This window comes from Prosthecobacter sp., from assembly GCF_046154365.1.
Lineage (GTDB): Bacteria > Verrucomicrobiota > Verrucomicrobiia > Verrucomicrobiales > Verrucomicrobiaceae > Prosthecobacter.
The window spans coordinates 25,843-51,365 of sequence record NZ_JBJXFV010000127.1; the positions used below are offsets into that span (position 1 = coordinate 25,843).

General features: G+C 60.7%; 23 protein-coding genes. 15 read left to right on the forward strand and 8 right to left on the reverse strand.

Features of this window, described 5'->3' with window-relative positions; genetic code table 11:
* Positions 1 to 2: 2 nt before the first annotated feature.
* Positions 3 to 818, reverse strand: coding sequence for a sugar phosphate isomerase/epimerase family protein (locus tag ACKVY0_RS16555; RefSeq protein ID WP_409215933.1), 816 nt, complete (start codon positions 816 to 818; stop codon positions 3 to 5).
* A 294-nt stretch (positions 819 to 1,112) separates the two neighbouring features.
* Here ACKVY0_RS16555 and ACKVY0_RS16560 point away from each other — a divergent pair, with 294 nt between their 5' ends.
* Positions 1,113 to 1,271 carry a hypothetical protein gene (locus ACKVY0_RS16560; RefSeq protein ID WP_409215934.1) on the forward strand — a complete coding sequence of 53 codons (159 nt, stop codon included), beginning with the start codon at positions 1,113 to 1,115 and terminating at the stop codon, positions 1,269 to 1,271.
* Positions 1,272 to 1,707: 436 nt separating this feature from the next.
* A complete protein-coding gene (locus ACKVY0_RS16565) occupies positions 1,708 to 2,568 on the forward strand; it encodes a LysR family transcriptional regulator (RefSeq protein WP_409215935.1) in 861 nt (286 codons plus the stop codon).
* 109 nt (positions 2,569 to 2,677) lie between these two features.
* Here ACKVY0_RS16565 and murA read toward each other — a convergent pair whose 3' ends face one another.
* On the reverse strand, positions 2,678 to 3,940 hold the full coding sequence (gene murA, locus ACKVY0_RS16570; RefSeq protein WP_409215936.1) for a UDP-N-acetylglucosamine 1-carboxyvinyltransferase: 1,263 nt from the start codon (positions 3,938 to 3,940) through the stop codon (positions 2,678 to 2,680).
* Between the two features lie 138 nt (positions 3,941 to 4,078).
* Here murA and ACKVY0_RS16575 point away from each other — a divergent pair, with 138 nt between their 5' ends.
* The 6 genes from ACKVY0_RS16575 (at position 4,079) to ACKVY0_RS16600 (ending at position 12,438) form a co-directional block, all read left to right on the forward strand.
* Positions 4,079 to 4,483, forward strand: coding sequence for a BlaI/MecI/CopY family transcriptional regulator (locus ACKVY0_RS16575; RefSeq protein ID WP_409215937.1), 405 nt, complete (start codon positions 4,079 to 4,081; stop codon positions 4,481 to 4,483).
* Positions 4,484 to 4,610: 127 nt separating this feature from the next.
* Complete coding sequence (locus ACKVY0_RS16580) at positions 4,611 to 6,353, forward strand: M56 family metallopeptidase (RefSeq protein WP_409215938.1); 1,743 nt, start codon at positions 4,611 to 4,613, stop codon at positions 6,351 to 6,353.
* 27 nt (positions 6,354 to 6,380) lie between these two features.
* Positions 6,381 to 6,866: a hypothetical protein gene (locus ACKVY0_RS16585; RefSeq protein WP_409215939.1), complete on the forward strand. Its 486-nt coding sequence runs from the start codon at positions 6,381 to 6,383 to the stop codon at positions 6,864 to 6,866.
* Between the two features lie 12 nt (positions 6,867 to 6,878).
* Positions 6,879 to 8,429 carry a hypothetical protein gene (locus ACKVY0_RS16590; RefSeq protein WP_409215940.1) on the forward strand — a complete coding sequence of 517 codons (1,551 nt, stop codon included), beginning with the start codon at positions 6,879 to 6,881 and terminating at the stop codon, positions 8,427 to 8,429.
* A 524-nt stretch (positions 8,430 to 8,953) separates the two neighbouring features.
* Complete coding sequence (locus ACKVY0_RS16595; protein ID WP_409215941.1) at positions 8,954 to 10,852, forward strand: DUF1549 and DUF1553 domain-containing protein; 1,899 nt, start codon at positions 8,954 to 8,956, stop codon at positions 10,850 to 10,852.
* A 236-nt stretch (positions 10,853 to 11,088) separates the two neighbouring features.
* Positions 11,089 to 12,438 carry a DUF1501 domain-containing protein gene (locus tag ACKVY0_RS16600; RefSeq protein ID WP_409215942.1) on the forward strand — a complete coding sequence of 450 codons (1,350 nt, stop codon included), beginning with the start codon at positions 11,089 to 11,091 and terminating at the stop codon, positions 12,436 to 12,438.
* 95 nt (positions 12,439 to 12,533) lie between these two features.
* On the opposite strand, the gene ACKVY0_RS16605 is transcribed toward ACKVY0_RS16600, so the two are convergent.
* Genes ACKVY0_RS16605 through ACKVY0_RS16615 form a run of 3 tightly spaced genes read right to left on the reverse strand, consistent with a single transcriptional unit; the run spans position 12,534 to position 15,209 of the window.
* Entirely contained in the window at positions 12,534 to 13,952 is a 1,419-nt protein-coding gene (locus ACKVY0_RS16605; RefSeq protein WP_409215943.1) for a N,N-dimethylformamidase beta subunit family domain-containing protein, read from the reverse strand.
* A gap of 32 nt (positions 13,953 to 13,984) precedes the next feature.
* Positions 13,985 to 14,737 (reverse strand): SDR family NAD(P)-dependent oxidoreductase, encoded by a 753-nt coding sequence (locus ACKVY0_RS16610; protein ID WP_409215944.1) that lies wholly within the window; start codon positions 14,735 to 14,737, stop codon positions 13,985 to 13,987.
* A gap of 19 nt (positions 14,738 to 14,756) precedes the next feature.
* Complete coding sequence (locus ACKVY0_RS16615) at positions 14,757 to 15,209, reverse strand: FKBP-type peptidyl-prolyl cis-trans isomerase (RefSeq protein ID WP_409215945.1); 453 nt, start codon at positions 15,207 to 15,209, stop codon at positions 14,757 to 14,759.
* A gap of 88 nt (positions 15,210 to 15,297) precedes the next feature.
* On the opposite strand from ACKVY0_RS16615, the gene ACKVY0_RS16620 reads away from it, so the two are divergent.
* From ACKVY0_RS16620 to ACKVY0_RS16650, 7 genes are all read left to right on the forward strand, one after another.
* Positions 15,298 to 18,012 carry a DUF1592 domain-containing protein gene (locus tag ACKVY0_RS16620; RefSeq protein WP_409215946.1) on the forward strand — a complete coding sequence of 905 codons (2,715 nt, stop codon included), beginning with the start codon at positions 15,298 to 15,300 and terminating at the stop codon, positions 18,010 to 18,012.
* A 78-nt stretch (positions 18,013 to 18,090) separates the two neighbouring features.
* Positions 18,091 to 19,080, forward strand: coding sequence for a Gfo/Idh/MocA family protein (locus tag ACKVY0_RS16625; protein ID WP_409215947.1), 990 nt, complete (start codon positions 18,091 to 18,093; stop codon positions 19,078 to 19,080).
* A gap of 53 nt (positions 19,081 to 19,133) precedes the next feature.
* Positions 19,134 to 20,123, forward strand: coding sequence for a Gfo/Idh/MocA family protein (locus ACKVY0_RS16630; RefSeq protein WP_409215948.1), 990 nt, complete (start codon positions 19,134 to 19,136; stop codon positions 20,121 to 20,123).
* A gap of 7 nt (positions 20,124 to 20,130) precedes the next feature.
* Positions 20,131 to 20,253, forward strand: a complete 123-nt coding sequence (locus ACKVY0_RS16635) for a hypothetical protein (RefSeq protein WP_409215949.1) — start codon at positions 20,131 to 20,133, stop codon at positions 20,251 to 20,253.
* A gap of 6 nt (positions 20,254 to 20,259) precedes the next feature.
* A complete protein-coding gene (locus tag ACKVY0_RS16640) occupies positions 20,260 to 21,333 on the forward strand; it encodes an exo-alpha-sialidase (protein WP_409215950.1) in 1,074 nt (357 codons plus the stop codon).
* A gap of 44 nt (positions 21,334 to 21,377) precedes the next feature.
* Positions 21,378 to 22,187, forward strand: coding sequence for an HpcH/HpaI aldolase family protein (locus ACKVY0_RS16645; RefSeq protein ID WP_409215951.1), 810 nt, complete (start codon positions 21,378 to 21,380; stop codon positions 22,185 to 22,187).
* 5 nt (positions 22,188 to 22,192) lie between these two features.
* Positions 22,193 to 22,969: an SDR family oxidoreductase gene (locus ACKVY0_RS16650; protein ID WP_409215952.1), complete on the forward strand. Its 777-nt coding sequence runs from the start codon at positions 22,193 to 22,195 to the stop codon at positions 22,967 to 22,969.
* Between the two features lie 319 nt (positions 22,970 to 23,288).
* Here ACKVY0_RS16650 and ACKVY0_RS16655 read toward each other — a convergent pair whose 3' ends face one another.
* From ACKVY0_RS16655 to ACKVY0_RS16665, 3 genes are read right to left on the reverse strand one after another with little or no spacing between them, the layout of a single operon-like run.
* Positions 23,289 to 24,386 (reverse strand): Kelch repeat-containing protein, encoded by a 1,098-nt coding sequence (locus ACKVY0_RS16655; RefSeq protein ID WP_409215953.1) that lies wholly within the window; start codon positions 24,384 to 24,386, stop codon positions 23,289 to 23,291.
* Complete coding sequence (locus tag ACKVY0_RS16660) at positions 24,343 to 24,897, reverse strand: hypothetical protein (protein ID WP_409215954.1); 555 nt, start codon at positions 24,895 to 24,897, stop codon at positions 24,343 to 24,345. Before ACKVY0_RS16660 ends, ACKVY0_RS16655 begins: the two co-directional genes overlap by 44 nt.
* Positions 24,894 to 25,391 (reverse strand): hypothetical protein, encoded by a 498-nt coding sequence (locus ACKVY0_RS16665; protein ID WP_409215955.1) that lies wholly within the window; start codon positions 25,389 to 25,391, stop codon positions 24,894 to 24,896. The genes ACKVY0_RS16660 and ACKVY0_RS16665 overlap by 4 nt, the downstream gene beginning before the upstream one ends.
* Positions 25,392 to 25,523 lie beyond the last annotated feature (132 nt).

The window sequence follows — 25,523 nt, forward strand, 5'->3', positions numbered from 1 at the left end:
GGTCAAGAGTAGAGCTGGGAGTAGCTGGCCGCGATCTTATCGAGGAACTCGCCCTGATCGCCGCTCCACCAGCGGTTGGAGAAGATTTCGACTTCGCGGTGGCCGGTGAAGCCGGTGGCGTCCACCCAGTCGCTGATTTCGCGGATGTTGATGCAGCCTTCGCCCATGAGGCCGCGATCATTGAGGAGATCGGTGGTCGGTGTCTTCCAATCGCAGATGTGGAAGGCGTGCAGGCGGCCCGTTTGACCGGCGAGATCGATTTGCGCCTTCAACTCCGGGTCCCACCAGACGTGATACACATCCACGGCGATTCCCACCGACTTCGGTGACCCGAGCGCGTCACAAATCTCATGCGCCTGCCTCATCGTGTTCACCGCGCTGCGATCGTCGGCATACATCGGATGCAGCGGTTCGATGGCGAGTTTCACGCCCGCCTTTTCAGACGCAGGCAGCACGGCGGCGATGCCATCGGTGATTTGTTTGCGCGATTCAGTCAACGGCTGGCCTGGTACCGCCCCGCAGACCAAGACGATGAGCGGAGCGCCAATCGCATGCGCCTGCTCGATGGCTTTCAGATTGTCGTCGATGGCGGTTTGGCGTGCAGAAACCGATGTGGCCGGAAAAAAGCCGCCACGGCACAAGCTGACGACTTCGAGACCCGCATCACTCGTCTGGCGCTTAACCGTGCTCAAATCACGGCCTTCGAGCGCTTGCCGCCAGATCGTGATGCCGGCCACGCCGCGCTTGGGGAACTGCACCAGGCATTCCTCGATGCTCAGGGGCTTGGTGGTGATGGTGTGGACGCAAAATCGGCTCATGCGAACGATCATGGCAGCGCCCGGACATAAGAAAAAGATGATTTTGCGATGCTGACGATTGGAAAAGACGATGGCTCGTCATTTGGGCAGCTTGCGCACGGCGGCGTTCGTGGAAGCCACGACCACATCCGACATCGGCGGTGGCGCGGGCATGGCTGGCATCACGTCATAGAACGTGGAGCCTGACCTCGTCGAGTTTTCGTTGCAGTGCAGATGGTTTGAAACCGCCTGCCAGACTGTCTCGCGGCTTTGCGTGTTGAGTAGATAAAACCGTGAACCGACCCGACGCGTAGCATGCGCGGTGGTGACGTAAGTCGTCCGTTTGCACTCACGGATCACTTTACCATCTTTGTCACGTTCCTCGTCAGTCTCGGTTTCTTCGTGCTGGGTCACATTGTTTTCCAGCCGGTCGTACAGCACTTCAATGAGCAGGATGTAGTCGATGTTTTGTGACTTGGCCTTGGCGGCCTGCGCACCACTCACGACGTGGCGCGGCAGATCAACTGCCACAGGCGGCCTGCTTCTCAGCTCCCCGACGGCACGCTCGAAAACACTGGAGTTGATGATGGTCGTCTGCGGACGCTTCTGGCGCAGCCGTTGCTCACAGGCCCTGATGATGACGGCCGAGTCGTAAGGCGCAGGATCGCTTTCCCAATGCGCCGACACCACCTCTCCCACGGCGACAGTCTTCCCCTTCAGTCCTTCCTGCTTCAACGCAGGATGCACAAACTCGACGCGCAAAGGGACGCAAGCCGATAACAGAAGCGCAGGCACAACCAAGGTGATGAGGAGGGAATTCATGGCGGGAGATGCCTTCGGACGCGCCCGTGTGGTGGTTTATTCGAGCTTGGAAAGCCAGCGTGAGAGGTCAAGCTGACGCCCATCAATCATGGAACTCTACCAACTCGGTTACTTCATCCAAATCGCCCGGCAGCGCAGTTTTACGCGGGCAGCGGAGCGTTTGCACATGGCGCAGCCGGCGTTGAGTCAGCAGATGAAAAATCTCGAAGCGGAACTCGGCACCGCCTTGTTCATTCGTGGCCGCAAAGAAATCCAGCTCACCGCCGCTGGGAAGGCCTTCCTGCCGCGTGCGGAGGCGCTCCTCACCCAAGCCGAGGCGGCGAAAGCCATCGTTTCCGATGTGGCGCAACTTCGCGGCGGCAAATTGGTCATCGCAGCGATTCCAAGTGTGAGCGCATGTTTGCTGCCGGAGGTCATTCGCAGTTTCAGCAGGCTGCATGGCAAGGTGGAACTGCAATTGATCGAGGACAGCTCCGAGCGCGTGGCTGCCAGCGTCGAATCCGGCGTGGCCGATGTTGGTTTTCTGCAACTCCCGGCCAGCAAGGCGGCGTTTGAAGCACTGACGATCATCACCGAGCCGTTTATGCTGCTCGTCGCAAAATCTCATGCGCTGGCGAAGCACAAAGAGGTGGCGTTGAAGCAGCTCGCCACCGAATCCTTCATCTTCTACAAAGGCCGTGCGCGTGACACGGCGCTGGAAGCGTGCCGCAAAGCGGGATTCGAGCCGCGCATCGCCTGCGAGAGCGGTGAACTCGAAACGGTGCGGGCGTTGGTGGCTGCGGGGCTGGGGTTGGCCGTGGTGCCGCAACTGGCAGGCGGCAATCTGCCCAAGACCATTCAAGCGATCACGATTCGTGAACCGAAGATGCAGCGCCAGATCGCCGCCGTGTGGCAGAAGGGCAGCGTGCTCTCGCCCGCCGCCGAAGCACTGCTCAAACTGATTCCTTGAGGAACCACTGATTTATAATGCACCGCAGAGTTCGGAACGCCGCAGAGGATTGATCCAGAAGGTTTTCTCTGCGGCGTTCCTGTCTCTGCGGTGTTAAATCTGAGTTTCCTTATCCCCTCACCCGCTCCAATTGCGCCCCGAGCGCGGCCAGTTTGTCATCCAGGTGCTCGTAGCCACGGTCAATGTGGTAGAGACGATTGATCTCGGTTTTGCCTTCGGCAACGAGACCGGCGAGCACGAGTGCCGCAGAGGCGCGTAGATCGGAGGCCATGACGGGAGCGCCCTTCATCTTCTCACCGCCACGAATGCGTGCGGTGGCTCCTTGAATCTCGATCTTGGTGCCCATGCGGTTCATTTCGGCCACATGCATGAAGCGCTGCGGGAAGATGGTTTCGGTGATCGTACTGGTGTCGTTGATGACACAGGCGAGGGCGCAGAACTGGGCCTGCATGTCGGTGGGGAAGCCGGGATAGCAGAGCGTGGTGAGGTCGAAGCCTTTCGCGTTCGGATTCGGGCGCACGGTGATGCTGTCCTTCGTGATCTCGAGCGGGAAGCCGCATTTGATCATGGCATCGGTGACGGATTTCATGTGCTCAGGCATGACGCGCTTGAGCGTGACGCCGTCACCAAGCATCGCACCGGCGACAAGGAAGGTGCCAGCTTCGATGCGATCGGGGATGACGGTGTGTTCGGCACCATGCAGCTCTTTCACACCTTCGATGACGATGCGGTTGGTGCCAGCGCCTTGGATCTTCGCACCCATTTTGATGAGAAAATTGGCAAGGTCTTCGACTTCCGGCTCGGCGGCAGCGCCTTCGATGATCGTGGTGCCTTTGGCGAGCACGGCGGCCATCATGACGTTGTCGGTGCCGAGCACGGTGGAGCCACTTTTGCCCAGGAGGTTCATCGGGCCGCCTTTGAAGCCCTTCTTGGCGTTCACGCTGATGTCACCGCCATCCACGGTGACCTGAGCGCCGAGTGCTTCGAGGCCTTTGAGATGCAAATCAACGGGCCGATCGCCGATGACGCAGCCGCCGGGCAAGGAGACCGTGCATTTCTTCAAACGCCCCGTGAGCGGCCCGAGCACGCAAATGGACGCACGCATTTTGCGCACGAGATCGTAAGGCGCGACGGATTTGATCTTCTCCGCCTTCACCACGACCACGCCTGATGCGCGCTCGACCTCGGCACCGAGTTCGCCGAGAATCTGGAGCATGTAATTCGTGTCGCTGAGGTCAGGCACGCGGCGGATGGTGCAGGTCTCCTTCGTCAGCAGCGTGGCCGCGAGGATGGGGAGCGACGAGTTTTTCGATCCGCTGATGTTGATGCGACCTTTGAGCGGTGCGCCGCCGTGTACGATGAGTTTTTCCATGTTGCAGGCTTTGTGCTGCGGAATGGCGCACTCGCAAGCGCTTCTTCGATTTCCTCACGGAGAATGGCCGTTTGAAAAAAATGTTTGCCAACATGGATTACATGCGTAATCCGTGGATCACATTTGTAATCCGCCACCATGCCACGCCACACTCCAGCACCACCCGCTCCCAAAATCTCCGACGCCGAATGGACGGTGATGAAGGTGCTCTGGGAGCGCGGCAGCAGCACCCTGGCGGAGGTGGTGAAGGATCTGGAAGGTCGCCTGCACTGGAAGCCACGCACCGTGCAGTCTTTGATCCGCCGCCTCACGGACAAGGGGGCGCTCGCCGTGGAGGCCATCGGTCGCGAGTTCCGTTACTCGCCCGCCGTGGCCCAGGATCAGTGCCAGCATGAGGAGAGCGTCAGTTTCCTTGACCGCGTCTTCAACGGCCGCCTCACGCCCTTCGTCGCCGGGATGATGGAGCGGGAAGAAGTGTCGAAAGATGACCTCGCCGCCCTTCGTCAGATGCTCGCCGAAGCCGAGAAGAAGCTCAAAAAGTAGTCACCGCTCCCGTCCTCGTCCTCCTACTCGAACTCGTCCTTGATCCATCCGCCCTCGTCAGCAGTCAGACGTGAGAAGTTAGAAGCCGCCCCCATCCGCAGTTCCACTTTCAATCATTCACCGCACCATGAGCACCGACGCCCTTCTCCACTGGCTCCTGCGCACCTCCCTTGAGGCCAGCATCTTGATTCTCGCTGTGCTCGGCCTGCGCCTGATGCTCGGCGCTCGCCTCAGTCCCGCGTGGCGTATCGGCCTTTGGATGCTCGTCGGCATGAAGCTCATGTTGCCCGCCTTCATCCCCGCCGGCTTCGGCCTCGGCGGCTGGTTCCCGCGGAGCGCGAGTATGGCGAATGCCTACTCGCCTGATCTCCCCAGCGCATCGCCGTCCACCAAGCCTGCCATCACTCCCACCGCCTCGGAAGAAGTGGCGAGTGGTCTGCCAACACACTCGCGCTCCGACATTTCGGCCCCCGCAGACGTTCGTCATTCAACATTCAGCCTTGCACAAGCCCTCCTCGCCCTCTGGCTCACGGGTGCCGTCGCAGTCCTCGCCATGGCCTTCTTCCGCCAGCATCGCTTCGATTCCTTCCTTCGCCGTCGTCCTCGCTCCAACGACCCGCTTCTCACTTCTCACCTCTCACTTCTCACCTCTCTTCTCCGCATCCCCTCGCCAGAGATCATCCTCATGCCCGCAGGCACCACGCCGGCCATGGTCGGCGTCCGCAGGCCAAAGCTGCTGCTGCCGGAAGATTGGGAGTGCTGTTTCGACAATCGCAGCCTGCGCCACGTTCTCCTGCATGAGCTGCTGCATGTGAAGCAGCGTGATCTGCTCTGGAACTGGGCCGCCATCGCCGTGCAGGCGCTGCATTGGTTCAATCCGCTCGTATGGTTCGTCGTGTCGCGCTTCCAGGCCGACCGTGAGCTGCGTTGCGATGCCGGGGCGCTCGCGCTGCTCTCGCCCGCCGAGCGTCTGGACTACGGGCACACGCTCCTCCGCATTCAGGAGACCTTTTTCGCACCACCGGCCATTGCAGGGTTGGCTCCATGTGTGCGCAACCACCCCACCCTGCGCCAACGCATCCTCATGATCACGCACCCAACCACCCGCCAGCCCGTGCTGCAAATGCTGCTCGTCCTCACGCTCAGCGTCCTCGTTTGTTATTCCTTCACCACCGCCCGTGCGCAGGAAAAAGAAGTCCCCGCCAAAGTCCGTGGCGGCGAAACCATCAAAAAGCCCGGCGCATCCGACCCGTCCGAAAAGTCCGACAAAAAGCCCGCCATGAAGGACGGCGAACGTGAAGGCGGAAAACCCTCCGCCGAACGCGACGGCGGAACCAAGAAACCCGGCATGCGAGACGGTGAAGGCGGAGTCAAAAAGCCCGGCACCGGTGATGGCGAAGGCGGTACCAAAAAAACCGGAAGCGGAGATGGCGAAGGCACCAAAAAAACTGGCATGAAAGACGGCGAGAAACCCAGGACCGGCGAACGCGATGGCGAGAAGCCTCGCACCGGCGAGCGTGATGGCGAGAAGCCACGCACCGGCGAGCGTGACGGCGAAAAGCCCCGAACGAGTTCACGCGACGGCGAAGGCAGCACCAAGACGCGCAAAGGCGAAGGCGACACCGCCTCCGTGAAAAGCAGCGAGGTCATCACCATGCACGTCACCGCCAACGGTGACACCGTCCTGATCAACGGCGAAAAGCAGCCCATCAGCGGCCTCCGCGGCCACCTCAGCACCTTCCTCCCCGACCACCCCGGTGCCAAAGTCATCGTCTCCGGCGATCCCGACACCCCGCTCAAGTCCCTCCACGAAATCGTCGATGCCGTCCGCGACAACGGGAACAAGAACGTCGGGATCAAGGCGGAGTGAGCTTGGTTTAATAAAGTCCCAAGTCTTATGAGTGTGCTGCCAAACACGCTAAATCGGTTGGTTGGCCTACGAGTAACTGACGTTAGCGATGATAAAGCCACGATGGTCGAATTAACGCTGATAAAGTCAGGCTTTTGGGGCAGCGTTTTGCGACGACAACACTTTGTTTGGCTGCACTCCTGCCGCTGGCAGATATATCAACATGGTCAACTAGTGCTGAGTGACGAAATCGGGCTGCCACTTGAATCAACGCCTTGGGATGATGTCAGCTCGAAGCTGCATGATATATGCTCTAAAGCTAAAAAGCTTTTGATTGGCAGAAGCCTGAGCAGGCTTTCTTTCCAGAATGCTACTGACTCAACGTGGGAGTTCGATCTCGGCGTTGAATTGAAAACAATACCAAACTCAACAGCACGCGGTTTCAATGGAGAACCCGGACCGCAGATTTGCATTACGTTTCCAGGCCGCAAACACGTCGACTTCCAGCAAGATGGAAGCTTCAGCAGATATTGATCCACACTCATCATGCAATCTTCCTCATTCGGCTTTCGTCATTCTATCGTCATTCTGATCTCGGCCTTCGTCATTCCGTCGCTGGCGACGGCCGCGACACCAGCCGAAGTCTCCGCAGCGGCGATCAAGGCCGTCAGTTTCTACCACTCCAAAGCAGCGGCCCACGGCGGATATGTTTACCGCTACAGCGCCGACTTCACCCTGCGCGAAGCGGAAGGCATTCCCGGCCCGGACACGATCTGGATTCAGCCGCCGGGCACGCCTGCGGTCGGGATGGCGATGCTGGATGCTTATGAGGCCACGAAGGATGAAAAGTGCCTTGCAGCCGCCGTGGAGGCCGCGCGGTGTGTTTCGCGCACGCAGCTCGCATCGGGCGGTTGGGACTACTCGGGGCATTTCGATGCCAAAGGACGCGAATCGAAGCTCTATCGTCGTGATGCGGACGGAAAGCTCATTCCACGAACGCAAACCGCCACGCGCGAGGCGGGCTGGCACAACTGGCGGCGTCAGGAGAAGAACAACTACTCCACCTACGACGACGATGTCTCCCAGGCCGCTACGCGACTGCTTGTGCGCGTGGATCACGCGCTCGGTGGCAAGGACGCCGAGATCAAAGAAGCCGCCGACTTCGCGCTGCACACCATCATCATGACGCAGTATCCGGCGGGTGGTTGGAGCGCGAATTTCGACGACGCGCCCACCTCGCCACCGTCTGCGGACAAGTATCCGATCAAGCCTGGCAACTACCCCGCCGACTGGCCGCGCAAGTGGCCGAAGGATTTTACTGGATGCTATGTCCTCAATGACAACACGCACGCCACGCTCATGAGCACGCTGCTGCTCGCCTGGCAGCTTCGTGGCGATCAAAAATACCTTGATGCAGCGAAGCGCGGCGGCGATTTCCTCGTCACCGCGCAGATGCCCGATCCGCAGCCCGCCTGGGGTCAGCAATACAACGCCGAGATGCAGCCCGTGTGGAGCCGCCAGTTCGAGCCCACCGCCATCAGCGGTCGCGAAAGCCAGGCCGCCATGTGGGCGCTGTTGAAACTCGCCGCCGCCACGGGCGACAAAAAATACCTCCCGCCCGTCGCCAAAGCCATCACCTACTTCCGCACCGTGCTCCTGCCTGGGAACCAGCTCGCCCGCTTCTACGAACTCAACACCAACAAGCCCCTCTATTTCGAGCGCGGCCCCGGCGGCAAAGGTTTCGAGCTGACCTACTCCGACAAAAAAGCCTCCTCCAACTACGGCTGGGTCTGGGACAGCGAACTCGACGCCCTGCAAGCCACCGGCAGCCAGATCGCCCGTGGTGAAAAGGCCGCCTTCCCCCGCACCGAAAAAGAGCGCTGGTCCTCCCCGCCCACCGACAAAGACATCCAGACCATCCTCGCCGAACAAAACCCCAACGGCTCCTGGCCCGTCACCGACGACGAACGCGGCGTCATGCGCGATGCGAACGGCAAAAAGCAAAAGCCAGCCGGTGGCGTGATCTACAGCCTCGACTTCACGCAGAATGTGAAAGCGCTGAGCGCGTGGCTGAAAGCGAAAGGAGGCGCGAAATGAATCGTGGCAGCCGCATGATCGTAGGTCGGATGTGTTCGGCGCATTGGACATCGCTGACACTCAAAGTGACCTTCGCCGAACTATCCGACTGGTTCGTGGGCGTTGGAGCCAGCCACATCCATCGAAGCCGGATAGTTTGGCGAAGAATGTCGGAGATGTTGCCACGCCCTCTCCGCCAAACACATCCGGCCTACGGCCTACCAGCCGAGCCGGAGGCTCGAAAGAAATTAGCCGGTGGTGAAACGAGCGAAGCGAGTGAGAACTACCGGACCACGCCAACACGCCCAGGTTTCACATTCACCGCGCCCTGGAAGGGCGCGAGAAGGGAACGATTCGACCATGACGGTTGCGCTGGGTTGGCGTTGGCTTCTCGCGCCCTTCCAGGGCGCAACTTTGATTCGGTGATCGTTTCTCGTTCTCGATCCGGTGGTTCTCGCTCGCCAAGCCTCACTTCACCACCGGCTAATCTCTCGGGAGCCTCCGGCTCGCCATTGCGAAACCTCTGCGGTTATCCAATCTCTGCGGTGCTCCTTCTTCTGACCTGCCTTTCATCCCAAGCCGCCGAGAAGTACGAAAACCCCACGCCCTGGTCCTATCAGCGCCTCCAGCGTCCGGCGATCCCCGCCACCAAAGACACCGCGTGGCCGAAGGACGACATTGATCGCTTCATCCTGGCTCGTCTCGAAAAGGAAAACCTCCGCCCCATCGGCGATGCGCCACGCGCCATCCTCATCCGCCGTGCGTCCTTCGATCTACGCGGCCTGCCGCCTTCTCAAACGGAGATCGATACCTTCCTGCGCGATCCTTCACCCGATGACCTCGCCTTTGCGAAAGTCGTGGACGCGTTTCTGCAATCGGAACGCTTCGGCGAGCGCTGGGCGCGGCATTGGCTCGATGTCGTTCGTTATGCCGACAGCGTGGGCCGCGTGTGGAATGCACCGTTTTTGTATGCCGCGCGCTATCGCGACTGGGTCATCGATTCATTGAACGCCGACAAGCCCTACAACCGCTTCGTCGCCGAACAGATCGCCGGAGATTTGATGCCTGCGAAGAACGTGCTTCAGCGCCGCGATCAGATCGTCGGCACCGGCATGTTGGCGCTCGGCAGCATGAACGTCCAGGAGGGCAGCTACGAGCAGTACATCCTCGATCAGGTCGATGACCAGATTGACGTCGTCTCCCGCGCCTTCCTCGGCATCACCATCGCCTGCGCACGCTGTCACGATCACAAAACCGAGCCTGTCAGCCAAAAGGACTACTATGCGCTCGCGGGCATCTTTTACAGCAGCCGCACGCTCAGCGGCACGCCGAACCGCAACGAAGGTGTCGCGGGCGGTTACGTCAGCCCCGAGGCGCTCGTGGATCTGCCCACCGCGCTCGATGAACCCGTCGGCCCGCCCACCAAACTGCCCGCCGGTCTGCATTCGATGGATGACCTCCGCGAACTCGGCAATCCGAAGGAAACCATCCGCTACGACCACGACCCGCACTTCTGCATGGGCGTCATCGAAGGCGAGATCAAAGACTGCGAACTCGCCGTCGGCGGCGATCCCTTTGAACGCGAAGCCGCGCCAGATCGCGGCAAAATGAACATGCCCGCGTTGCCACCGCTGCCGAACATCCCGCCGAAAGCATCGGGTCGCATGGAACTCGCGCAATGGATGACGCAGCCCACGCATCCGCTCACCTCACGCGTCATGGTGAACCGCCTCTGGCAGCATCTTTTCGGCGAGGGCCTCGTGCGCACGCCCGATGACTTCGGCATCACCGGCGCTGATCCCACGCATCCCGAGCTGCTCGACCACCTCGCCATCCGCTTCGTCGAAGGCGGCTGGAGCGTGAAGAAAATGATCCGAGTGATGATGCTCAGCCGCACCTATCGCCTCGCCACCACCGGCAACCCCGAGCATCCCGACGCCGGCAACAAACTCCGCTGGCGTCAAAACCCCAAGCGTCTCGAACTCGAACCCCTGCGCGACACGCTCCTGCAACTCGCCGGAAAACTTACCTTCGACCGTCCCGAAGGCATCCAAGTCGCTGGCACCGGCGGCAAAGGCCGTCACGGCGTCACACGCGGTCTGCTCAGCGTCGAAGACCCGTATCGCACCATCTTCCTCCCCGTCGTCCGCGACAACATCCCCGAACTTTTCAGCACCTTCGACTTCCCCGGCCCCACCCAAATCAAAGGCCAGCGCGATGTCACCACCGTCGCCCCCCAGGCCCTCTTTTTCATGAACAACCCGCTCGTCGAGGAACTCGCGGCTGAGATCGCCGATAAAGCCGGAAAGGACGTGAAAGCCGTCTATCGTCTCGTCTTGGGCCGCGAGCCATCCATCGAAGAAAGCGGCGACGCAGCAGAACTCGACCTCCAAACGCTCGTGCAGGCACTTCTGGGAACAGCCGAGTTCCGATATGTGTTTTGATATGAAACCGAGATCGACAGCAATTGGCCTTTTCGAATGCGCGGCAGCGTCGTGGAGTGCGTGCGGCAGAGATGCCGGAGCCATCCGGCATCGGCGACGCCGCTTTCGAACGTTCACAGGTGTTCGGAAGCCAGTACGACCATCGAAAGCGGTGCCGACGATGCGAGGCTTCGCCCTCGCATCTCTGTCACCGCACTCCACGACGCTGCCGCGTTCAAGTTCACGCCAATAGCATCATGACCACACGCCGCCACATCCTCCAATCCACCAGCGCTGGTTTCGGCTGGCTGGCCTTCAATGCGCTGCATCAGCAGTGGGCAAATGCTGCTGCGCCGCCGAAGACGATCAATCCGCTCGCCCCGAAGCCACCGCACTTCGCACCGAAGGCGAAGCGGGTGATCTTCATGTTCATGCAGGGCGGGCCGAGCCATCTGGACACGTTTGATTACAAGCCGGAGCTCGCGAAAGCCGAGGAGCAGAAGATTCAGAAGTACATGGGCTCCGCGTTTGAGTTCAAGCCGCGTGGGAAGAGCGGACTCATGATCTCCGATGCCTTCCCCGAGCTATCCAAGCACGCGGACGATCTGTGCCTGCTCAACGGCATGCAGACACGCACCAACGCGCATCAGATGGCCACGGTGGCGCTGCACATCGGCAGCGAGACGTTTGTGCGGCCTTCGATGGGCGCGTGGATCGTCTATGGACTCGGCACCGAAGCGGAAGACCTGCCCGGCTTTGTCACGATCAACCCCGTGGCCGACACCGGCGGCGCGATGAACTATGGCTCGGCCTTCCTGCCCGCCAGTTTCCAAGGCACACGCCTCAGCAGCGGTGGTGGCGGCGTTCCTGATCTCTCGAATGGCCGCCTCAGCGACGCGCAGCAGCGCAAGCAGATCGAATTCATCCAAAAAGCCAACCGTCGCCTCCTGACTGGCGATCCGGGCAATCCCGAACTCGAAGGTGTCATTCAGAGCTACGAACTCGCCTACAAGATGCAGACCAGCGTGCCCGACGTGCTCGATCTCGATAAGGAACCGCAGCATATCCGCGACATGTACGGTCTTGATGACGGCGAAACCGAGCGCTTCGGCACACAGTGCCTCATGGCCCGCCGCATGGCCGAGAAAGGCGTGCGATTCATCCAGCTCACCAGCACCGGCTGGGACCACCATCAGCAGCTCCGCGAAGGCATCACTCGTCAGGCCACCTCCATCGACAAACCCATCGCGGGCCTCATCGCCGACCTCAAGCAGCGCGACATGCTCAAAGACACCCTCATCCTCTGGGGTGGCGAATTCGGACGCGGCAGCGGCTACGACAACGAGCCCTACAACGGCCGCGGCCACAACGGCGGCGGCTACACCATGTGGATGGCCGGCGGCGGCGTGAAAGGCGGTTTCAAATACGGCAGCACGAACGACATGGGCGACACCGCTGAGACGGGCATCATCACGACGCATGATCTGCACGCCACGGTGCTGCATCTACTTGGCATCAATCACGAGCGGCTGACGTATCGGTATGCAGGAAGGAATTTCCGTCTCACCGACGTGCATGGCGTGGTGGCGAAGGACATCCTCGCGTGATTGGAGGATAGCCGTTTCGGCTGTCCACGGATCGAGGCTTCCAGCCGTTATCTGATTGAAGGCTGGAAGCCTCGATCCGTGGACAGGCCGGAGGCCTATCCTCCAATCGCCCGCTTCAGCAGATTCGCCGTGATGCGCTGCACGCGCTGGTCCGTGCCATGCGGACGTGAGTAATGGCTCCACACCGGCATGTGGCCTGGTGGTTTGCTCAAACCCTGCGCCCACCAGATGGTGGAGGCGTTGAAGATGAAGTTGTTCTTGGGGCCGTCGAAGATGACCGCCTGCCACTGCTGCGGATTGCGGCCGCCTTGGAAGGCAGTGCCACCCGCCACGATCTCCAGGCTGGGGATGTCTTTGGGAGGATCGCCGTGGTATTCCCAGCCGATCATACCGGGGATGGAGTCGCCTTGCTTCATACCGGTGCCTTCAAAGATCCAATGCTCGGGCTTCGTGCAGATCCAGTCGCCGCCGCCGTTCACAGGGTCGATGTTGCGCACGCCCATGAGATAACCTTCATCCGGGCCGCGATGCGGATAGGGGCCGTAGTCCTTCTCGCGATCCACGGCATACTTGTAGTCACCGCCATAGGGACCGCCGCGAAAGATACGTCGATTCGGCTCGCCGACGGCGTTGGGTGCAAAGGGCGTGACCCAGCAGACGGAGTTGCCGGAGAGGAAGAGCAGGTTCACGCCTGCATCGCGCATCTTTGCCACGCTGTCGTGCTGGCGGATGTCCCAATACTCGTCGTGGCCGATGCTGATGAAAACTTTGCACTTCAAACCGTGATCCGGCGTGATCATATCGGCGTTTGAGCAGTAGGTCACGTCGTAGCCTTCCTTCTCCAGCCAGTAGGCGGCGGGAAATTCGAAGCACAGCCACTCGCCGCTGCCCACCGACTGCGGATTCTCGTAGATCTGCGCATACTTCGCATACGGTCGGTCGAAACTGACATCCGCTGTAGCACCCTGGTTGCCCTTCGGGTCGGTATAGAGCGAGTAATTGTCCGGCCAGCGATTGTAGGCCTGCCAGGTGTTGTCGCTGCATTGAAACAGGATGTCCGCCTTGCGGTCGTCGGTGACGATGAAGACGATGTAACTTTGCCAGTACGGCTCGTCCTTCGACGCGGGCAGGGTCGTCAGCCGGCCGAGATATACTCCGCTCACCCAATCCGCCGGAATCGTGAGCGAGGTCGTCTTCTCCCAGCGGCATTCACGCAAGCGCTTGTCACCAATTTCGGGCACGGGCTGTTCTTTGCCGTCGAATGGCCCGAGTTCCGTCATCAGACGTGCGCCACGTCCGCCATAGTAGCCCGTGCGGAAGATCTCGATCTTGAAGCGAGCCGCAGGCTGCGTGCTGACGAAAATGTCGAGCGATTCCCCTGCTCTCACCGACTGCCGCGAGCAGTAACCTTCGATCAAAGGTGAACGAAAGCCCTCGTTCTTGTCGAGGCGCATGCGCGTGAGCTGCCAGTCGTTCGATCCGGGCTTCGCGTTTTCTTCGGTGATCAGGGACATGGCCTGATTACGCGGCGTTTTGGCCAAAACGATCAGTAGGTCGCTCTGCCGCCGGACAAATCGAACACGGCACCGGTCGTGAACGAGCAATCCTCGGAACTCAGCCACGCAACGAGCGCCGCCGCTTCCTCCTTCTTGCCAAAACGGTTCATCGGGATCTTCGAGAGCATGTAGTCGATGTGCTGCTGCGTGAGCTGCTTCAGGATGTCGGTCTCGATCACCGCAGGCGTCACGGCATTGACGATGATGTTGCTGGTAGCGAGTTCTTTGCCCAGCGACTTGGTCAAAGCGACCACACCGGCCTTCGAGGCGCTGTAGTGCGCGGCGTTCGGATTGCCTTCCTTCCCCGCGATGGAGGCGATGTTCACGATGCGTCCGTAGCCGTTCTTGAGCATGTGCGGGACCACCGCATGGCAGCAATGGAACGGACCGTTCAGATTGATCGCCATCACACGCTGCCATTCGACAGGGTCGGTTTCCCAAGTCTTCGCGTTCGTTCCGGCGATGCCCGCGTTGTTCACGAGGATGTCGATCTTGCCAAAAGCGCCAATCGTGGAAGCTGCTCCGGCTTCGACCGATGCCAGGCTCGTCACATCCACGGTGGCGGTATGAACTTTGCCGAGAGCGGTGAGTTCGCCTTTGGCAGCAGCCAGTGCAGCAGCATCCATGTCCCACAGGCAGACGTGGGCACCGGATTGAAGCAGCCGTTCAGCGATGGCAAAGCCGATGCCACGCGCACCGCCGGTGATGATGGCCACTCTGTCATTGAGGTCGATTTGATTCATGCGGGCAGAGCAATCGCGCCTAGTCCACCCAGACTTTCAGCAGTTCCACCTCAAAGATCAGCGTCTCGTTTGGGCCGATGTCGATTCCCGCGCCACGTTTGCCATACGCAAGCTCCGGCGGGATGAAGAAGCGGAATTTCGCCCCTTCCTTCATCAATTGCAGGCCCTCGGTCCAGCCTTTGATCACACGTTTCAGCGGGAACTCCGCCGGTTCGCGCCCGGCGAGGTAGGAGCTGTCAAATTCGACGCCGTTGAGCAGCGTGCCGCGATAGTTCACCACCACGGTGTCCTTCGCCTTCGGGCTTGGGCCGGTGCCATCGCGCAAGACCTCGTATTGCAGACCGCTGGCGGTCGTGGTGATGCCCGGTTTGCCGGAGTTTTCAGTGAGGAAGGCTTTGCCGAGTTCGAGTGCTGATGCTGCCATGAATGATGCGGATGAATGGAGCCTTTCATGGAACCCATCAGCCGCCATGGCAATCACAATCCTGGTGGCATGCTTTCCACGCAATCCATGCCATGCTGGATGCGTTACTTCTACACCCCAAAATTTCCTGCCGTTCATGCGCCGCCGCTTCATCCTCGCCTTCATCGCGATTCCATCCCTGCTTGCCGCCGCTGAGCGCGGCCAGGACGCCTACGCCAAACGCATCCTGCCACTGCTGCAAAAGTACTGCTACGACTGCCACGGCGACGGCACGGACAAGGGCGACTTCGCCTTGGACGAATACCCCGAGTATTCGAAGCTGATCGCGGACAAGGCGCTGTGGGATCACGCACGCCAGCAGCTCGTCACGCATGTGATGCCGCCGGAGAAGAAGGACAAGCCATCACTCCCGGAGCGCGACGAGATCGTCGCCTGGATCGACAGCACCGTGTTCTGGTTCGACCCGCAGAAAATTGATCCCGGCCACATCACCTACCGCCGCCTCAACCGCACCGAATACAACAACACCATCCGCGACGCGCTGCTGGTGGACATGAAACCGGCCAATGATTTTCCACCCGACGACACCGGCTACGGCTACGACAACATCGGCGATGTGCTCACCATCTCGCCCCTGCTGATGGAAAAGTACCTTCGTGCGGCCAGTCTCGTTGCCGACAAGGCCCTGGACACCTCCGCTGTCGAACGTGTCGATCTGGAGCTGGGCGCGAAAAAATTCTGGAATCAGAAAGGCGAAACGAAGGAATGGGAGGGCGTGCGCTGGTTTCACAGCAACGCTGATGCCGCGACCAAGTTCACCGCGCCCGCCACCGGCACCTACGAGCTGAAGTTTCGCCTCTCCGCCACGCAGGCAGGCCCGGATGCGGCCAAAGTGGCCCTGCGGGTCGATGACAAGGAACTCGGCACGTTTGATGTCACCGCACGTTATCACGGCGACAACGGCCCGTGGCAGACGATTCGCCAGGAAGTCCCGCTCAAAGGCGGTGATCACAAAATCGTGGTGCGGTTTCTCAATGATTTCAGTGATTCGCAGAACCCTGATCCCGACAAGCGCGACCGCAACCTCGCCCTCGACAAGATCGACATCGAAGGCCCCTTCGGCCTGCTGCCGCCGCGTGGCACCCGCCTGGTGCAATGGCTGCTCGATGGCAAACCTGCCGGTGCGCCGGCCATGAAACTCAGCGGCGAGGATTTCGATCGCGGTGAAGGCGAGGCCAGCCGCGACACCGGCGCCATCCTCCTCCCCAGCAGTGGTTATGTGAAGCACCCCGTCGAGATCGAGACGCCCGGCAAGTATCGCTTCATTATCAAAGCCGGTGCCCAGCAGGCTGGCAGCGAGCCGGCGAAGTTCGATGTGCGTCTCGCCGGCAAAAACGTCGGCTCGTTTGCCGTCACCGCCAAAGACCAGGCCCCGCAGTGGTTCAAGGCCGAAGCCGATCTGCCCGCCGGCAAACATGAAATCCAGGTGTGGTTCCTGAATGACTTCTACGACGAAAAAAACCAACAAGATCGCAACTTCTGGCTGCATCAGCTCACGATTGAAGGCCCGGTCGATCAGCCTGGCGGCAGCGCTGCCACGAACATCCCCGCGTTGGTCGAAAAACTCGGCATGCGCCTGTTCCGCCGTCCCATGAGCACCGGGGAGCAGGCCAAATGGCAGGGCTTTGCCACGCTGGCGCTCAAGGAAGGCCTGCCGCCGCTGGATGCCCTCGGTTATGTGCTGCGCGGTATGCTGGTCTCGCCCGCCTTCATCTATCGCGGCTCACCGCAGCCGGTGGGTGAAGTTAACCACGGCGTCGCCCTCATTGACGAATACAGCCTCGCCTCACGCCTCGCGTTTTTCCTCTGGTCCGCACCACCTGACGAACGTCTCATGCAGCTCGCGGCCAAAGGTGAGCTGCGCAAAAACTTCGCCGCCGAGGTGAAGCGCATGATCAGCGACTGGCGTGGCTGGAGCCTCACCGAAGACTTCGCCGGGCAGTGGCTGCAACTGCGCGACATGGACCTCGTCTCTCCCAGCGAACGTGCCTTCCCCGAGTGGAAAGGCGGCATGGGCTACGCCATGAAAAAGGAGTCGCAGATGTTCTTTGACCACATCCTGCGCGACAACCGCAGCATCATCGAATTCCTCAACGCCGACTACACCTTCCTCAATGAAAAGCTGGCCCGCCACTACGGCATCACTGGCGTGAAGGGCGACAAATATCAGAAAGTCTCGCTGCAAGGCACGCCACGCGGCGGCCTCCTCACCCAGGGCGGCATTCTCACGCTCACCTCCAACCCCACGCGCACCTCGCCGGTGAAGCGCGGCAAGTACCTGCTCGAAAACATCCTCGGCACCCCACCGCCGCCCGCTCCCGGCGGTGTGCCGCCGCTGGATGAGCAAAAGGCCCGCAAATCCAATCTCACGCTGCGCCAGCAGTTCGCCGAGCACCGCAGCAACGCCTCCTGCGCTGGCTGCCATGCCTACCTTGACCCCATGGGCTTCGCCTTTGAAAACTACGACGCCATCGGTCGCTGGCGCGATCAGGAGAAGAAGCAGCCCATCGACGCCGCCGGCACCCTTGTGCGCGGCCAGACCTTCGCCAACCTCGCCGAACTGCGCGCCATCCTCGTGCGCGACATGAGCGGCCAGTTCGTCAAAAACCTCGCTGAAAACCTCCTCATCTATGCGCTCGGACGCGGCCTCGAATACTCTGACAAACCCGCCGTGCAGGAAATCCTGCGCCAGGCCAATGCCGCCGGCAACCGCTTCCAGGACCTCATCCTCGCCGTCTGCGACAGCGTGCCGTTTCAAAAAATGCGCGTGACTCGGCAGGCGGCGGAGTAATCTCATGCTCTGGTTCTATGACCAGACCCAATGAATCGTCTTGGCCAAGTGTCGGCACCGCGTTTACTCCATCCATCCATGCATTCCATCCTCATCATCGGCTGCGGCAGCATCGGCGAGCGGCATCTGCGCTGCTTCCAAACCACTGGCCGCTGCGCAGTCAGTGTCTGTGATGCCAATGCGAAGCTGCTGGCCGAAGTCAGCCAGCGCTACAACGCACCTGGCTTCACCAGTCTCAAGGAGGCGCTTGCTGGCAGGCACTTCGACGCGTTCGTCATTTGCACTCCCGCGCACACGCATCTCGCCATTGCGAGGGAGGGCGCCGCCCACGGTGCCGCACTGCTGATCGAAAAACCGCTCGCCGTCACCCTGGATGAGATTGCGGCAACTCGCAGTGCCATCGCCAGCAGCGCCCGCTTCACTGCGGTTGCGTACGTCTTCCACAGTTTCCCGTGGGTCGCCGCCGCCCGCGATTTTTTACAGCGAGGCACGTTCGGCAGGCCGCTGCATGCCAGCGTCAACGCCGGGCAGCATTTCCCCACGTTTCGGCCCGCCTATCGCGAAATCTATTACACCCGCCACGCAACCGGCGGCGGCGCGATTCAGGACGCGCTCACGCATCTGGTGAACGCCATGGAATGGCTCATCGGCCCGATGACACGGGTGTTTTGCGACGCCGCGCATCAACGGCTCGATGGCGTGACGGTCGAGGACACCGTGAACATCACCGCACGTCATGGCAGCGTCCTCGCCAGCTATGCGATGACGCAGTTCCAGGCCCCCAACGAGGCCACGATGCAGATCCACTGCGAACACGGCAGCATCCGCATCGAATCCCCCGCCCAGCGCTGGGGCAGCATGAAACTGGGAGACCAAGATTGGACCTGGCATCCCACCGCCCCGCTGGAACGCGACGAGTTGTTCACCGCCCAGGCCAACGCCTTCCTGGATGGCATGGAGGGCCAAGCCACCGCGCTTTGCACCTTTGACGAGGCCGTGCAAACGCTGCGCTTCAACTGTGCCGCCCTCGAATCCGCCGCCACCGGCCTGCCCATCGACATTTCATGAGTTGATGGTCGGAAGTTGATGGTTGATAGCCTGAAAAAAACCAGATCCTCCGCATGTCAGGCCAGCAACCATCAACTCACCACTCTCAACTGCGCAGCCATGAACTGCGCCTCGCGATGCTCGGCATGATCGAGGGCAACGGCCATCCGTATTCGTGGAGCGGCATCGTCAATGGCTACAACCCGGAGGAGATGGCGAAGTGCCCGTATGCAGGCATCATCGCCTACATGAGCAAACAGCCGCTCGAAGCCATCCGCATCCCGGGCGCACGCGTGACGCACATCTGGACGGACGATCCCGCAGATGCGCCGAAAGTGGCAGCGGCGAGTTTGATCAAGCACGTCGTCAGCCAGCCCGAAGATGTGATCGGCCACGTCGATGCGGTCGTGATCGCGACAGACGATGGCAATGATCACGTCCGGCGTGCGCGACCTTTCATTGATGCAGGTCTGCCCATCTTCATCGACAAGCCGATGGCAACGAACATCGCCGACCTGCGGCAGTTCGTGCAGTGGCATCGCGAGGGCAAGGTCATGCTCTCCACCAGCGGCATGCGCTATGCGCCAGAGCTGCGCTTGAATGATGACCAGCGCACACAACTCGGCGAGCTGCGCTGGATCACCAGTTTCACCTGCAAAACCTGGGAACGTTACGGCATTCACGCCCTCGAAGCCGTCGAACCACTCCTGGGGCCGGGATTTCTCACCGTGCAGGCGCACAGCGACGCTGGTGGCGACGTGATGCACCTCACGCATCGCAGCGGCGTCAAAATCACGATCGGAGCGCTGCACGATGCCTATGGCAGCTTCGGCGCAGTGCATCTCTATGGCACAAAGAGCGATCTTGCTCTGAAACTCACCGACACCTACCACGCCTTCCGCGGCCAGCTCGTCGCCTTCATTGACATGCTGCGCACCGGCGAGCGTCCCCTGCCCTTTGACGAAACCGTCGAACTCATGGCCGTCATCATCGCAGGCATTCGCAGTCGGGCGGAAAATGGCCGTGCCGTCGCCATCGCCGAAATTTTCACCGATCTCGGCTGACACATTCTTGCCATCCATCCCATTCCTCATATGCCAGCAGCACTATGTCTCCAAACTCTCCGGCCAGACCATCCGTTTTCGCGTGAAGACGAAGGACGCCGACATGTATGCGATTCGCTTTGCTGATTAACTCTTTATGAAGGCCATCCACCTCGCGCTGCTCCTCGCCCTGACTTCGCTTTACGGCGAGGAACTCACCCCGCCGAGCATCCAGCGCTTCGTCGCCATCGACAACGTCTGCGCGTGGCCAAACCTCACGCTGCTGCCCGATGGCAGCATCAACACCACCATCTTCGGCAAACCGAGCCACGGGCAGATGGAGGGCGCCGCCGAGTGCTGGAACAGCCCCAATGGCGAGTTATGGGCCAAACGCGGCATCCCCGCGCCGAACGCGCCGCACACCAACCGCATGAACGTCGCCGCCGGTCTCGCCAAGAACGGTGACCTGCTGGTGCTCTGCTCCGGCTGGACCGATGTGCAGCAACCGCAGCGACCCAAACAAGCTGTCTTCCGCGATGACATTCTCTCATCATGGGTCTGCCGCAGCAGCGATGGCGGCAAAACGTGGTCACAATCAACGTCCTTCCCCGCACCTGACGAAGGCTGGACCAACTACATCCCGTTTGGCGACATCAAGCAGGGCGCGGACGGCGCGCTGCACGTTTCCTGCTACGGCGGCGAATTTACCGACCCGACGAAGAGCACCAAGACCCAAGGCTACCGCTCCTGGCACTTCCGCAGCGCTGACGATGGCAAAACCTGGCAGCGCACCGCCATCATCGGCCCCAAGAGCAACGAAACCACGCTGCTGCACCTCGGCGGCAAGCGCTGGCTGGCCGCCGCACGCGAAACCGCGATGGATCTCTTCATGTCTGAAGACGACGGCGCGACCTGGAGTGAACCGCAGCGCGTCACCGCGAAAAACGAGATCAACGGCCATCTACTGCGCCTCCATGACCACCGCCTGCTGCTCGCTTATGGCAGCCGCATCAAAGGCAAGACCGGCGTGCTGGCCAAACTCAGCAGTGATGAAGGCAAGACGTGGAGCGAGCCAGTGCGCCTCGCCAGCACCCTCGAATCCGACTGCGGCTACCCCAGCAGCGTGCAGCGCACCGACGGCAAGATCGTCACCGCCTGGTATTCCAAATCATCCTTGAATCACGAGCGCTACCACATGGGCGTCGCCATTTGGGAAGTCCCTGCGCCATAATCTCAGTCACATCCTCCATCGTTGCGATCAACCTCCACCAACCCATGAAACTCCGCCCCTCCCGCATCCTCCGCGAACTCCGCGCCGGTCAAAACAGCACCGTCATCAAGCTCAACCTTGGCGATCCCCGCATCGTTGAGCTGGCTGGCCTTGCTGGTGCCAGCGCCGTGTGGCTTTGCAACGAGCACGTGCCCAATGACTGGCTCAATCTTGAGCATCAGATCCGCGCCGCCAAGCTCTACGACATGGACACCATCGTCCGCGTCAACAAAGGCGGTTACAGCGAATACGTGAAGCCTTTCGAGTGCGACGCCACCGGCATCATGGTCCCACACATCACCAGCGCCGATGAAGCACGCAACGTCGTCGATATGGTCCGCTGTCGCCCGCTCGGCAGCAAGGCGCTCGATGCCGGCAACATGGACGGTCTCTTCTGCCAGGTGCCGCTGGCCGACTACGCGCACCACTGCAACACGGAGAAGTTCGTCATCCTTCAGATAGAAAGCCCCGAGGCGCTCGAAGTCGTCGAAGAAATCGCCGCCGTGCCCGGTTTCGACATGCTGCTGTTCGGCGCAGGCGATTTCAGTCACCGCATCGGCAAGCTCGGCCAGGCCACATGCCCCGAAGTCGTCGCCGCCCGCAAACGCGTCCACGCCGCTGCCATCAAGCACGGCAAGCACGTCGCCGTCGCCTCGCTATTCGGCCAAAAAGACCAACTCATCGCAGAAGGCACCCGCATCTTCACCCTTGGCGCCGATGTCATCGAACTCGGCAATGCCTTCCACAAGATGGTGAAGGACTTCGGCGGTGGTGCCGCAGCAACGAGCAGTGACTCGGTTTACAAATCCAAATAAGCGCCATGTCTGACTCTCTGTTCTCTCTCCAAGGTAAAATCATCCTCCTCACCGGCGGTGCGGGCCTCTACGGTCGCGGTTTGGCCGCGATGCTGGCCCAAACCGGTGCCACACTCATCCTCGCGGCCCGCGACGTGATGAAGTTACAGGTCGTGGCCGATGCAGAAACCGCCAAAGGCCACCGTGTCTTCGCTGAATCACTCGATCAGGGCGATGAAGCTTCCGTTGTGGCTCTGCACGAGCGCATCACGGCGAAATTCGGCCCGCTGCACGGCCTGGTGAACAACGCGGTCCTGCGCCCGATGAAAGGCGCGAACGGTGCGGTGGAGCAGTTCGCCGAATCCATGCGTGTGAACGCCACCGGCGTCATGCTCATGCACCGTCACTTCGGCAGAACCATGGCCGAGGCTGGACGCGGCAGCATCGTAAACATCGGCAGCATCCAGGGCATGATCGGCCCCAGTTACGAACTCTACACCGGCACCAACATGGGTGACATGCCGCCCGATTACTTCTTCCACAAAGGCGGCATGGAGAACCTCACGCGCTTCTACGCCGCGCTTTACGGGCCGAACAACGTCCGCGTGAACAACCTCGCCCCGGGCGGCTTCTTCAACCACCAGCCCGAGCCATTTCTGCAACGCTACTGCGAACACACCATGCTCGGCCGCATGGCCGACGACTCCGATCTCGGCGGAGCCGTCATCTTCCTCCTCAGCGACGCCTCCCGCTACATCACCGGCGTCAATCTGCCCGTCGATGGCGGCTACACGGCGAAGTGAACGTAGGCGCAGACATCCTTACCTCAGAGGAAACTCAGTGAGCCAGTTCTTCTCTGCGACCGTCCAGCCTCTGCGGTTACCTGGTTTTACCCGCTGTGGCTGGACGGTCGCAGAGGGATCATTGGTTTTCCCATCGTTAGATAAGAATGCGGTCAAAGATGGGGCCGGGGTCAGGATGTCTGAGGCTGGGTGTGTTCGGCGCATTGCGATCACTTCACCTCCATGCGGCTCCTCGCCGAACCGCCCGGCTCTTTGGGCGTGTTGTGGCCTTAGCGATGCCACAAACAGACGGGCGGGCTGTCGCCACACCCATCCCACGTCACTTCAACAGCTCCGCCACCGGAATGCGGTAGAACTTGTCCGTGCGCGACTGCTTCTTGTCCTCGCCGCCGAGGCAATAGATGAAGCCTTCATGCTTCACCAGCGCCACCATCGCCGCATACGGCAGTGGCTTGGCTTTTCGATAACTGTCCGCCTTCACATCATAGATCACCGCATCCGCCGTGAAGTCATCCGTGTAGCCGCCAGCCAGGTAAATGTGCCGCTCATCAAGCGTGACGGCGGTCAAACCCCGATTCGCGACCGCCAGTGGCTCCAGCTTGCGCCAGGAGTTCTTCGCGGGTGAAAAAGCATGCGCCTCAGTTGCATTCACCGGAGCCTTGGAGGCCTCATCATAGTTCATGCCGCCGAAGACGAACAACCCCTCGCCGACCACCGCCGAAGCGGCCACGGCGAAGGGTTTACCAGGGTAATCGGCGAGGCGTTCAGCTTTGCCGGATGACGAGATGACATGCGTCGTCCCCGTGATACCGGCGATGTTCGCGGCGTCATCAGTGCCGCCAACCACATAGAATTTTTTGCCCACCCTGCCCCCGGCGGACAAAACGAAGTTGGCAGGAAGATCGTTGTCCTTCGTCATCCCCTGGTTCACTCCATCCAGTGAGACCAGACAGCGGACGGGACTCGCGCCATCGCTGCCACCTGCGATGAGCATGCCCCGATCATCCTGAAAACAGACACCGTAGGCGCGCTTCACCTCCCAGTCTGCTCGCGTGCTCCATTGACGCCTCTCCTCATCGAACAGATGCACCGTTTTCAGCCAGTTCTTCTTCCCGCCCTCCCAGTTCGTGCCACCCGCAACCACGATCCTGCCACCCGCCACACCGCAGATGAATCCCCCGTTCGGTTCTGGCAGCGCGGGCAGCGCTTCCCACTGTGCCTGCATTGGCAATACCGCCGCCATCACGCATGCGATGAGCATCAGCGCGAGAGCGTCCTGGAGTGCTCCAGCCCTCTGGAGCTTTCCGAAGGCCGTGAAACGCTCGAAAGCGCCGGAGGACCGGCGCACTCCAGGACGCTGACGCGAGAAAAGTTCACGAAACAGCCGTTTTGTCATCAGGATCAGTCGCTCGTTCATAATGGTCGGTGTGAGGTGATTTCCAGTCGTCCCGCAAACGCACGTCATGCTGGCCGCTGAGTGCTCCAGGGACGCTCGCAGGCGTGGGATCATCTTTCTTCCGCATCTCCCACCAGCATTGGCCGCAGTGGTTGTGCTCGTGATCCACGACGAATCCGGCCTTCTCCATCAGCGGGCCGATCCAGCCCATGCAGTGGTCACAGTAGTCGCCGTATTGCTCCAGCCCGTTGTTGATAAGAAACCCCTTCGACGGGCACTCGTGCATGTCGATGCGGAACACCTCCGCCGTCACGGTGCGCTCGTAATCTGCGCCCTCATCGGCCAGCGTTGGTCCCCAGTATTCCTCCATGCCTTCGATGCCTTGCTCGCCAATTAACTTCGAGGCATGAAGCTGTGAGTCGAGATGGATCGCCTCGTCCCAGTAGGCCTTCACCAGTTCATGGCCGCCCTGCTTTCGCAGCCACTCGAAAGTCCACTCGTAATGCCCGCAGAAATCGTAACAGCCGATCATGATGCCGTGGCGATGTCCTCCAGGCTTTGTGCGGACATGCCCGCTGTTCGTTTCATGAAGCGCTGTGTGCAGCTTCCGTTCCCACCGCAGACGCGCACGGTCATGCCGGCGGGTTCGGCAATGGCTTCGCTCACAAAAAAGCAGTGCTGGCAGAAACACGACACGATCTCACGCTGGTTCTCACGCAGATGATGGATCGCCGGACATTGCTTCACTTCGAGCCGAACTTCTTCAACCGACTCATGCACCGCCACTTCCGCACCAGGCTCTGCTTGAAAAAAGGCACGCCAATACGTCGCCACGCCGGTGAATCCATGATCCCGCCACTGCGCGGAGACCGGTTTGTAATAGCCGGTGCCGATGTCCTGCCAGTATGCCTGCAGCTTTTCATAGCCGAAGCGTTTCAGGATGAAGCGAAACGTTGCATTGACCGCAAAATAGAAATCCGCGTGCCCAACCGGCTTCGTGTCGGTGTAAGGCAGCGCTTGGGGCATGGGTTGAGGGTCGATCATGGGCCGGAATTTCAGAACTTGGGGCGATTGTGAAAGATGCCGCGACCGCACGCAATACTAAACGCCGGCAAACAACGATTGCTTCGGGAACACCGCCGCCAGTAACATCTCCCT